The 11416-nt window shown below is 45.4% G+C and carries 7 protein-coding genes; all 7 read left to right on the forward strand.

Translation table 11 applies throughout. From position 1 onward, the window contains the following. Window positions 1-98: 98 nt before the first annotated feature. The 7 genes from OSC7112_RS32150 to rppB all read left to right on the forward strand — a co-directional run bounded on the left by OSC7112_RS32150 (window position 99) and on the right by rppB (window position 10914). Complete coding sequence (locus OSC7112_RS32150; RefSeq protein ID WP_015211811.1) at window positions 99-3287, forward strand: efflux RND transporter permease subunit; 3189 nt, start codon at window positions 99-101, stop codon at window positions 3285-3287. A gap of 138 nt (window positions 3288-3425) precedes the next feature. Next, entirely contained in the window at window positions 3426-6551 is a 3126-nt protein-coding gene (locus OSC7112_RS32155; protein WP_015211812.1) for an efflux RND transporter permease subunit, read from the forward strand. Between the two features lie 58 nt (window positions 6552-6609). Further along, window positions 6610-6945 (forward strand): DUF190 domain-containing protein, encoded by a 336-nt coding sequence (locus OSC7112_RS32160; protein WP_015211813.1) that lies wholly within the window; start codon window positions 6610-6612, stop codon window positions 6943-6945. Window positions 6946-6956: 11 nt separating this feature from the next. Beyond that, window positions 6957-7874 (forward strand): cation diffusion facilitator family transporter, encoded by a 918-nt coding sequence (locus tag OSC7112_RS32165; RefSeq protein WP_015211814.1) that lies wholly within the window; start codon window positions 6957-6959, stop codon window positions 7872-7874. A gap of 323 nt (window positions 7875-8197) precedes the next feature. Next, window positions 8198-8665 (forward strand): DUF2808 domain-containing protein, encoded by a 468-nt coding sequence (locus OSC7112_RS32170; protein ID WP_015211815.1) that lies wholly within the window; start codon window positions 8198-8200, stop codon window positions 8663-8665. Between the two features lie 184 nt (window positions 8666-8849). Next, window positions 8850-9551, forward strand: a complete 702-nt coding sequence (gene rppA, locus OSC7112_RS32175) for a two-component system response regulator RppA (RefSeq protein WP_015211816.1) — start codon at window positions 8850-8852, stop codon at window positions 9549-9551. Continuing rightward, window positions 9541-10914 carry a two-component system sensor histidine kinase RppB gene (gene rppB, locus OSC7112_RS32180; protein ID WP_051041631.1) on the forward strand — a complete coding sequence of 458 codons (1374 nt, stop codon included), beginning with the start codon at window positions 9541-9543 and terminating at the stop codon, window positions 10912-10914. Before rppA ends, rppB begins: the two co-directional genes overlap by 11 nt. The last annotated feature ends 502 nt before the right edge of the window (window positions 10915-11416 follow it).

The following is an 11416-nucleotide window of genomic DNA, read 5'->3' on the forward strand; positions in this document are numbered from 1 at the left end:
CCAACCTACAACTATGGGAGAGCCAAAAAATATGCGGTAGGCGCGGCCAAATATTGACGAAGCAAGAATTCTAGTAACTAATTCTAATAACCAATCAAATGATTAGTATTATTGCCAAGTGGGTTATTACTAAACGATGGCTAGTAGCCGTTGCAGCATTCATCTCCACATTAATCGTAGTTTTCAACACCGTACCGCAAATGCCGCTGGATGTATTTCCTAACTTTGCACCCCCTCAAGTCGAAATTGAAACCGAAGCCTCTGGACTCGCTCCCGAAGAAATAGAATCTCTCGTTACATTGCCCGTTGAAAGTGCAATTAACGGAACTCCTGGGATTGCAACAGTCCGTTCTTCTTCCTCAGCCGGACTATCTGTGGTCAGAGTTGTTTTTAAATGGGGAACCGATCTCTTTCAAGCCCGCCAATTAGTACAAGAACGATTGCAACAAGCCGTAAGTAAGCTACCGACTGGAGTCGAAACCCCAAGAATTGCTCCCATCAGTTCACCGATTGGCACCGTACTGAAATATGCGTTCATCGTCGAAACAGAAGCACAATCCAAAACCGACATTCCCAAGCTAGATCCTGGGAACGAGCCAAAATCCAAAATGAACCTAATGGAAGTGCGCCGAATCGTCGATTGGCAAGTAGTCAATCGCCTCTTAGGAGTTCCCGGTGTCAGTCAAGTGCTAGTGTATGGCGGTGATGTGCGCCAGTATCAAGTTTTAGTAGATCCTAACAAATTAAGAGCTTTTAACGTTTCCTTAGAGCAGGTTACTCAAGCCGTTCAGACAGCAAATGTCAATGCTCCTGGCGGCTTTTTAATTACCTCTGATAAACAAACATTAATTCGAGGAATTGGGCGGATTGAGTCTCTAGATGACCTCAAGCAATCTGCGATCGTTACTCGTCAAGGAAAGCCGATCCGCATTGGCGATGTGGCAGACGTACAAATTGGTGGAGCTGTCAAGATAGGTGACGGTAGCTTAAATGGGAAAGATGCCGTTATATTGATGGTCAATAAACAGCCTCAAGCTGATACTCCCACTGTCACGAAGGCGATTGAAACTGCAATGAAAGAACTCAAAGCAGGTTTGCCCAAAGAAATTAAAGTAACTGAAACATTTCGTCAGGCAGATTATATCGATGCTTCGGTAGAAAATGTTAGGTCAGCTCTGGTTGAAGGCAGCATAATTGCAGCAATTATCCTGATTCCCTTCTTGATGAATTGGCGAACGCTGGCTGTATGTTTGTTAGATTTTGCTTTAACTTTTGTGTTCGCTTTGCAAATATTATCTTGGCTCGGATTGGGGCTGAATACGATGACTTTGGGAGGGTTAGCAGTTGCCATTGGTACCGCGATTGATGACGCTATTGTTTATTCAGAAAACACGTATCGTAACTTGCGGGAAAATAAATACTCTCCCAACCCGCGTCCGGTACTAGAAGTCATCTTTGAAGGAGGGCAAGAAGTCCGCGAATCTCTGATCGGAGCTACTTTAATTACAGTTGTTGTCTTTGCTCCAATCTTTGCGCTAGTAGGTGTGGAAGGTCGGATTTTTGGGCCGATGGGTATGACTTATCTAATAGTAGTAATAGTTTCCAGTTTGGAATCTTTGCTCGTCAGTCCAGCTTTATGTGCAATTCTATTGCCTCACGGCAAAATGCCACAAATTGAAGCCTGGGTACCAAGATTGTGTAAAAGAATTTATGCTCCTTTTTTGAATTTTTCTACTCAATTTTCGACGATTATTTTAGTCTTAGCAACTGTGGCGATGGTAGCAGCGATCGCAATCTTTCCTTCTTTGGGACGAGCCTTTCTACCCGAATTTCAAGAATCAACTTTAGTTAATAGCTTGGCTCTTTATCCGGGGACATCTTTAGAAGCTACAAATAGTGCAGCTTTTGTCTTAGAAACTAAACTCAAAGATGACCCAAGATTAAAGTATGTTCAATTACGGGCAGGACGCGCTCCCAACGACCCGGATGCCGCCCCTGTTAATCTGGCTCACCTTGATATTGGATTGAGCGAAAAAGGGATGGAAAATCGGGGAAATACTGTAGAATGGCTGCGGAAAGAGTTTAACAAAGTACCGGGTGCTGCTACTAATATTGGCGGATTTATTTCTCACCGCATTGATGAAATCTTGTCTGGGGTTAGAAGTCAAATTGCAATTAAAATTTTTGGCCCCGATCTAGAAGAACTCCGCAACATTGGCAAACAAGTAGAAGCTACGATTAAATCTGTGCCGGGAATTGTAGATTTACAGCTTGAACCTCAAGTTCCCATCGAACAAATTCAAATTAAGTTTAACCGCTTTGCGGCTGCTCAATATAGTTTAACTATTGGACAACTTTCTAACATTATCGAAACAGGTCTGAATGGTAAAGTCGTGTCTCAGGTTTTAGATAAGCAACAAACATTTGATTTAGTTGTGTGGTTAAAACCAGAATTTCGCAATAATCTTGAAACAATTGAAAATTTGTTAGTTGATACGAGTGATGGTAACAAAATTCCTCTCGCTCAAGTGGCTAATGTGGCTTACGGAACCGGGCCGAATACGATCAACCGCGAAAATGTTTCTCGCTTAATTGTAGTTTCAGCCAACGCCAAAGGCAGAGATTTGCGTTCCGTAGTCAATGATATTCAAGATAAAGTAAAAGCAAACGTTCAGATTCCCTCTGGTTACTTTATCCAATACGGCGGTCAATTTGAAGCGGAAGAAAGAGCGTCAAAAAATATTTTAGTTTTCAGTGCCATTTCCTTTGTTGTAATTACGGTACTGATGTATCTTTCTGTCAAATCAATTGCTTCTACAGCCACAATTATGATTAATTTGCCCCTCGCGTTAGTTGGCGGAGTAATTGCGATCGCACTGACAGGAGGCGTTATTTCTATTGCTTCTCTCGTGGGGTTTGTGACGCTGTTTGGGGTCGCAACTCGTAACGGACTGCTGTTGGTAGATAATTACACAACTAAGGCCGCAGCCGGGATGTCTTTAAAAGAAGTTTTAATGGCCGGTTCAATGGAACGACTCAATGCTATTTTGATGACTTCTTTAACTTCAGCTTTGGGTTTGCTGCCATTAGTAATCTCTGTTGGCCCTGGCAAGGAAATTTTACAACCTTTGTCGATTGTTGTATTAGGTGGGTTGTTTACATCTACGGCGCTTACCCTACTTGTGTTGCCAGCTTTGTATTCTAAGTTTGGTAGATACTTATTGCCTAAGCCGAGTGCGAATGTTGTAGAAGATGGCAAAGTGCCTAATGCTGTATGGGAAAACTAATGTTCCTCTGGTAGCACGCTGCAAAAATTCCTTTTTCTTTCTCTAAAATTTCATCGTGGTTTCATCCGATCGTGCCATCGTAGATAGAAAGTATGCTGATGCATTTACAACCGTAAAGCTTTATTATCTTGCCTGCTAATGCTCAATTCTATTGTTAAATGGTCGATCGCCCAACGCTGGGTGATAGTCATCGCCTCCATCCTTATCAGCTTGTGGGGCTTTCGCGTCCTGACTCAAATGCCTCTGGATGTGTTTCCCAGCTTTGCACCCCCACAAGTCGAAATTCAAGCCGAAGCCCCCGGTTTAGCACCAGAGGAAGTCGAGTCCCTAGTTACCCGACCGATAGAAAGTGCGATTAACGGCACACCTGGACTGGAAGCCTTACGCTCCGCTTCGGCCGTAGGTCTTTCTGCGGTGAGAGCCGTCTTCAGCGAGAGTACGGACATTTATCGCGCTCGCCAATTAGTGACGGAGCGGTTGCAACAGGTTAGCAGCCAGCTACCGCAAGGCGTGGAAAAGCCACAACTTCTCCCAGTCAGTTCCCCCTTGGGAGTCATCGCCAGATACGCTTTTACCTCCGAAACTACTCCCCTGATGGAGGTGTGGCGCACTGTCAATTGGCAAGTGAAAAACCGCCTCCTGGCGGTTCCCGGTGTTAGTAGTGTCCTCATAACTGGTGGGGACGAGCGTCAGTATCAAGTGCTGGTCAATCCAGACAAGCTCAAAGCGTTTAATGTTTCCCTAAATGATGTCACGCAAGCGGCAGGGGCTGCCAACGCCAACGCGCCAGGGGGATTTTTAATTACTCCAGACCAAGAGACGTTGGTTCGAGGAATTGGGCGGATTGAGTCTATCGAGCAGCTCAAGAAATCGGTCATTAAAGCACGCAATGGCACACCAGTGTTACTCGAACAGGTGGCTGACGTGCAAATCGGTGCGGCACTCAAACGCGGTGATGGCAGTTTCAACGGCAAGAAGGCGGTTGTTTTGACGGTCAACAAGCAACCCATCGGTGATACCCCAACCGTGACTAAGGCAATTGAGGCGGCGCTGGAGGAAATGAAGCCCAGTCTGGCCAAAGATGTGAAAGTGACGGAGACATTTCGCCAGGAGGATTTTATCGAAGCCTCGCTCAAGAACGTTGAAGAAGCCCTGCGCGATGGCATCATCATTGTTTCTATCGTCCTGATTCTGTTTCTGATGAATTGGCGCACGGTCATTATTAGTCTGAGCGCCCTTCCCATTTCGTTGCTGCTGGGGATGATGATTTTGAATTGGACGGGACAAGGCATCAACACGATGACTTTGGGCGGACTCGTTGTTGCCATCGGTTCGGTGGTGGATGACGCGATTGTCGATATGGAAAATGTCTACCGTCGCTTGCGGGAAAACCAACTCGCGGGAAACCCGATTCCACCCCTGCAAGTTGTCTTTAATGGTTCGGTGGAGGTGCGCGTTAGCGTTCTGTTCGCCACTATTATTATCGCGGTCGTCTTCGCACCGATTTTTGCCCTTTCCGGGGTAGAAGGTCGCATTTTTGCGCCAATGGGTATAGCCTACTTGCTGTCAATTGCTGCTTCTACTTTGGTGGCGCTGACGTTGACCCCGGCACTATGCGCCCTAATGCTAGTAGGTCGGCCTTTGCCCAGTACAGAAACCTGGGTGGAGAAACAAGCCCATCGCCTGTATCGTCCAGCTTTGAAGTTTTCGATTCGTTTCCCTACGGTTGTTTTGGCAGCAGCTATTGCTGGCTTTGTAGCTTCAATGGTAATTCTGCCCTCGTTGGGGCAAGTTTTTTTACCGGAGTTTCAAGACCGCGCCTTAGTGGTTGCGGTAAGTCTGATGCCTGGTGAATCTCTGAATGCGACCAATCAAGTGGGGTTGGCGGTAGAGAACTCTCTCAAAAAGGACCCTCGGTTTGATACCGTTCAGTTCCGTTCCGGCCGCAGTCAAGGCGACTCGGAGGTGGTTGGTACTAACTTTGGAGAATTGGATGTGCAAATTAGTGAGGAGGGAATCAAAGAGCGGGAAGAGAGTATTGAAAAGATTCGAGAGGAATTTGAAAAAATTCCGGGAGTAGTACCCAATATTGGTGGGTTTATTTCTCACCGGATGGATGAGGTACTCTCAGGGGTGCGGAGTGCTATAGCGGTCAAAATTTTTGGTCCGGAATTAGAACAACTCCGCACCCTTGGTCAACAAGTGCAGTCAGCCATGAGTGAGGTTTCGGGTTTGGTAGACCTGCAACTGGAACCCCAGGTGCCAATTAAACAGGTGCAAATTCAGTTTGACCGGGAAGCCGCTGCTCGCTACGGTGTGACCATCGGGGAACTTGCAGAGACAATTGAAACCGCGCTCAATGGGCGAGCCGTCTCTCAGGTTTTAGAGCAGCAACAAACCTTTGACCTCGTGGTGTGGTTGCAAGAAAGCTCTCGTCATGATATTGAAATCATCCGCAATTTGTTAGTCGATACCCCCAACGGTCAAAAAATTCCTTTAGCCCAAGTCGCAAAAATTGATTACGGCACGGGTCCTAATACGATCAATCGCGAAAACGTCTCCCGGTTTATTGTGGTATCTAGCAACGTGTCTGGACGGGATTTGGGTTCTGTGATTAAGGATATTCGGGACAAGGTTAAGCAAGAGGTGCAACTGCCCCCTGGCTATTACATTGAATACGGCGGTCAATTTGAAGCGCAAGAGGGAGCCACAAAAACTTTACTTTGGGCTGGTGCATTAGCTTTTGTTGCTATTGCCGTCCTGCTTTACTTTGCCGTCAAATCGATTCCTGCAACCATCATGATTTTGATTAATCTACCCTTAGCATTAATCGGTGGCGTGATTTCAATTGCCTTGACTAGCGGTATTATCTCCGTAGCTTCGATGGTAGGATTTATTACCCTATTCGGCGTTGCCGCCCGCAATGGTCTGCTATTGGTGGACAATTACAACAACAAGTTGGCAGAAGGGATTCCCTTAAAAGAAGTTTTGCTTGAGGGGTCAATGGAGCGATTAGCTGCTATTTTAATGACCGCTTTAGCATCCGCTTTGGGGATGGTGCCGCTGACGATTGGGAGTGGTGCTGGTAAGGAAGTTTTGCAGCCGTTGGCGGTGGTGGTACTGGGGGGATTGATTACTTCTACGGCGTTAACCCTGCTAGTTCTTCCAGCTTTGTATTCTCTATTCGGGAGGTTTATGGTTCCTAAAAAGACTACTCCAGAGATTAAAGATGGGCTGTTAAAAGAAGCCATCTTGGAGCGGTAATTTTCTACGATTTCTAAGGATTTCTAATCGTTACACAGTTGTAAATATAAAAATTACAATGACTTCCTGGAAACAGTTAACAATCTACATTAGCAAGTCTGATTGCTGGCACCACCAACCCCTTCACCAAGCTCTGCTCGGAATAGCTCGCCGACAGGGATTAACAGGAATAACGGTGATGCGAGCAATTTTTGGATATGGCAAACATGGGATTTTTCGCACTACCAATCAGCTAGACTCATCTTCTGAGTCTTCTTATCTACCACTTGTCGTCACGGTGATTGATAGTGAGAGTGCGAGCGCAGAATTTTTTTCCTTAGTCAAAGAGATGGTTAAAGATAAGTTTGTCACTTGTCAACCCATAGAAGTTCTCTCGCCGTTAGTCACGCTTTAAGGACAGTAGTCATGTCTCATAATCACAGTCAGGAAGGAAACGACCACGGAGGTGCTAATTACAACCGTGCCTTTGTCGTCAGCGTTGCGCTCAACACAGGGTTTGTCATCATTGAGGCAGTTTATGGCATTCTTGCCAACTCTCTTGCCCTGCTTGCCGATGCGGGCCACAATCTCAGTGATGTTTTAGGTCTGCTACTAGCTTGGGGAGCTAGCATTCTGGTTCGTCGCCTACCGACAGCACGTCGGACTTATGGGCTACGTCGTTCTTCTATTTTGGCGGCTCTGTTGAATGCTATCCTTTTGCTCGTAGCTTCGGGCGCGATCGCATGGGAAGCAATACAGCGCTTCCTACAACCCAGTCCAGTATCGGGCGCTACAATTATCGGCGTCGCAGCCGTAGGCATCGCCATTAATACGGGAAGCGCCCTCATGTTCCTGTCCGATCGCCAACGTGACTTAAATATTAGAGGAGCCTTCCTCCACCTGGTTGCTGACGCGGTAGTATCTTTAGGCGCGGTGCTGGCTGGTATCGCTATTGTTGCAACTGGCTGGCTTTGGTTCGATCCAGTTGTCAGCTTGATTATTGTTGTTGTCATTGTTGTGGGGACTTGGCAATTATTGCAAGAATCTATCAACTTGGTGACGGATGCCGTCCCAGCAGGTATTGAACCCCTTGCAGTCCGCACGTACCTGGCTGAACTCCCCGGTGTAACTGGCGTTCACGACCTCCACATTTGGGCGATGAGTACCACCGAGACAGCCCTCACAGCCCACCTGGTAATGCCTACAGGAAGTGAGGGCAATGCTTTTTTAGTACGGATAGCTCAGGAACTTCACGAGCGGTTCGGGATCGAACATATTACTGTTCAGATAGAAACTGGCGATTCCAATTACCCCTGTCCTCTTGCACAAGACAACTTGGTTTGACACCTAGTTTATTGACAAAACAACCGTCACTTTAAACACTTATAACACTTATATCGCTGACTCGGTATACAATTTGTTGCCATTGGATAGACTTTTTAATGATAAAAATATGCAATAAACCTCTATTTTCAATAGCATATAAGAACCAAAAAGCTGATACAGTCTGCCTTCCAACAAAGCGCCACCCGGTCAAAAAATGTTTTTAAATCATGAAAAATTTCATCCTGGTTTCATCTCGGTCTGTCAAGATAATAAGCACAGGTTAACTTACGAAAGATAAATCTGAAACTCAATTAACAGGGTGAACTATTTAGGCAATTAACATGATAAAAACACTGATTTATGCTGCTGTAGTCTTGGCGATCGCAGTTCCAATTTCCACTGACTATGCAAGTGCTAGGACAGAACCTACTCCTCATATTGATGGCTCGGTGCAATTTCCTCCAACACGAGCGAGGAATGTTAGACATACAATTCGGGTTCACATTCCTCAACGGAGCAGCCCTCTGTCCCAAATGATTATTGATGTTCCAACAGGGTTAAGGGTTAGGAAAAACATCACCGTAACGGACAACTCGGGACGTGAAATTAACACCAATGTTTCTATCAATGACAACAAACTAATCATTGATTTTAATCAACCAGTTTCTCCTGAATTGCAAGTCAAAATCGACCTAAACGATGTAAAAATAACAGGAATTTCCAACGCTTGGCTATACCGCATTTCCGCTAAATTTGTTGGCAATAATATACATATCCCGATCGGGATAGCCCAGATTCGCGTCTACTGATGGAAAAATTTTTTATAGAGTTGTTAAAACCAAGCTAGCCATTAATCTGCAAGAAGTTACTATTCCTGTCTCCGATCGCATTTGGTTTTACCAAATCTATGGCAAAATGGTTGGTATCAATGCAGAAATCCCGCTCGGTACAGTGAGGATTCAAACATATGGTAGATAGACAGGGTGAATTTTGATGAAAATTCTGCTAGTTGAAGATGAGCCAGTCCTGGGTGCGGCGATTAAGCAAACCTTGAAACAGGAAAAATATATTGTTGATTGGGTTTTAAATGGCGCTCACGCTTGGGACTGCCTGGAACACCAGAAACCACAATATACGCTGGCAATCTTTGACTGGTTAGTGCCAGGAATATCGGGTTTAGAATTGCTGCGTCGGCTGCGGGTTCGCAACAACCCTTTGCCTGTACTGATGCTGACAGCAAAAGACCGCATGGAAGATAAAGTGATGGGACTGGATGCTGGGGCGGATGATTACCTGGTAAAGCCGTTTGGTATGGAGGAATTGTTAGCGCGACTGCGAGCATTGCAGAGGCGATCGCCCCACATCCAACCCGAGCAACTGCACGTTGGTCGCTTCATTTTAGACTACAGCACTTGTACGGTTTCTCTTCAGCAAGCTGATGGCGACCCACAAGTGATTTCTTTAACAAGAAAAGAGTTTCAAGTCCTGGAATATTTTATGAAACACCCCAATCAATATGTTACCCGCGACCAACTTTTAAACTATCTTTATGAAATGAGTGCCGAACGCATTAGCAATGTGGTAGCGGCTCAAATTCGATTGGTGCGCCGCAAACTTTCAGAATATGGCTGTGATAATTTAATTGAAACTGTTCCTGGCATGGGCTATCGGTTCAATCTCAATGATGCAAACTAGACCATTTCGTCAAACGCGATCGCGGCTGGCTTTCTGGTATGTAACCCTCATGGGTTTCATTCTCAGCTTATGCGGTTTCGCGGCTTATGAAATAATCATCTACGCCCATTTAATCTCAATTGACCGAGAGTTAGAGACTGTAACGGGAACGGTGCATGACAGCCTTGAACCGAATTTGAAACAGCCCCGTCGCTTAGAACCAATTTTCCAGCAGATTTTACCCGATATTTGCGAGGTAAAATCTAGTTGTGCTACACAACAAATATACGCAAAAAAAAACCATAACTCGACTCAACGCCACATCTTTAGCGCGATTTACCAAGTTTACTACTACATCCGATTTGTAGATGATGCGGGACAGTTGATTGCTACAGCAGGGATTCACCCAGATGGGATACCCTTGACTGTAGGAACAAAAGTTTGGCAAACTCTCGAAGATCGACAAGGCAATCGTTACCATCAAATGTCTATACCGCTGCATACCCAAGATAATCGGCTTTGGGGGTATATGCAGGTTGGGCGAAGTCTCAAAGAGCTTGATAGTCGTCTAGTTGCCCTCACATTCGTTTTTGCAGTGGGATTGCCAATTACAGTTCTTTTAGTTGTGGGTTCTAGTTGGTGGCTAGCAGGGTTGGCAATGCGACCGATTAACCATTCCTATCAACAAATGAAACAATTTACAGCCGATGCGGCCCACGAATTGCGTACTCCTGTAGCAGCAATTCGTGCTGCGGTGGAATCTGTACTGAGGATGCCTCATCTATCGGAATCAGAAGCGCGATATGCCCTAAAAAACGTGGTGAATCAGACTCATAGACTTGCAGAAATGATTGACGATATGTTGCTTTTGTCGCGATTGGAGGAGCAAAAAATTCTGATCCAGGGCGTATCTTGCTGTCTCAATGATTTAGCGAGCGACCTGGTAGAAGAGTTTATAGATTTAGCGTTTGCTGCTAAAGTGACGCTGACTTGTGAGGTGCGAGTACGCCAGTTGCTATATGTCGTAGGGGACGAAGATCAACTTTATCGCTTGGTTTCTAACTTAATTGTGAATGCGATTAAATACACCCCAGCCGGAGGTAAAATAACTGTTGTTTTAGACCGCACCAACGGTGATGCTGCGATTGAAGTTCGAGATACAGGGATTGGGATTGCACCGGAGAATATGAAACGGATTTTTGAGCGTTTCTATCGAGTTAGTAGCGATCGCTCTCGCGACACTGGTGGATCGGGATTGGGGTTAGCGATCGCCCAAGCAATTGTTCAGGCACATGGGGGTAGCTTACAGGTGCAAAGCGAATTGGGCAAAGGTAGCACTTTTACCATTCGATTGCCTTTGGGTATTCCCCCATCCTTAACTTAGGAATGAAAATTGAATAACTTAAGCAGCTTTGCTTCCCCATTTTTTTTCCAGTAAGGGCGAAGGGGGGATAGTCGCCTAGGTTATTAAATTTTCATTCCTTAGATTTGAGATTTGAGATTTGAGATTTGAGATGGGCAATTTTTAAATTTTAGATTGGTAATTTTTTGCAACGAACAAGAAACAGAGTTTCTGACGAAAAATATAGGCTTTTATGCAGAGTTTTTGTCAAAAACTCGGTTTCTGAGATTCGTGTAACGTCTCAAAACAGTCAACTGTCAACTTTCAAAGGAGTTTTACAGCAGTTTTCACGTAGGTGAGGTACACAGAAATCATCGGTAGGGACACGGCACTGCCGTGTCGAAAGCGGGGATTGTCCGATAAGCGAGTGTACTTCATAAACCTGCAATCTGCTGTAACTCCAATCACAGAGCAACGCGCTAGTTCTCTACAACAAACCAACTCATACATGGAACAGCCCAATACTGAAGAGTCCGTGACTTTA

This window comes from Oscillatoria nigro-viridis PCC 7112, from assembly GCF_000317475.1.
GTDB classification, from domain to species: domain Bacteria; phylum Cyanobacteriota; class Cyanobacteriia; order Cyanobacteriales; family Microcoleaceae; genus Microcoleus; species Microcoleus nigroviridis.

Coding starts and splice junctions, on each gene's coding strand:
- OSC7112_RS32155 (WP_015211812.1), top strand. CDS start 3,426: ATGCTCAATTCTATTGTTAAATGGTCGATCGCCCAACGCTGGGTGATA.
- rppA (WP_015211816.1), top strand. CDS start 8,850: ATGAAAATTCTGCTAGTTGAAGATGAGCCAGTCCTGGGTGCGGCGATT.
- OSC7112_RS32150 (WP_015211811.1), top strand. CDS start 99: ATGATTAGTATTATTGCCAAGTGGGTTATTACTAAACGATGGCTAGTA.
- OSC7112_RS32165 (WP_015211814.1), top strand. CDS start 6,957: ATGTCTCATAATCACAGTCAGGAAGGAAACGACCACGGAGGTGCTAAT.
- OSC7112_RS32170 (WP_015211815.1), top strand. CDS start 8,198: ATGATAAAAACACTGATTTATGCTGCTGTAGTCTTGGCGATCGCAGTT.
- OSC7112_RS32160 (WP_015211813.1), top strand. CDS start 6,610: ATGACTTCCTGGAAACAGTTAACAATCTACATTAGCAAGTCTGATTGC.
- rppB (WP_051041631.1), top strand. CDS start 9,541: ATGCAAACTAGACCATTTCGTCAAACGCGATCGCGGCTGGCTTTCTGG.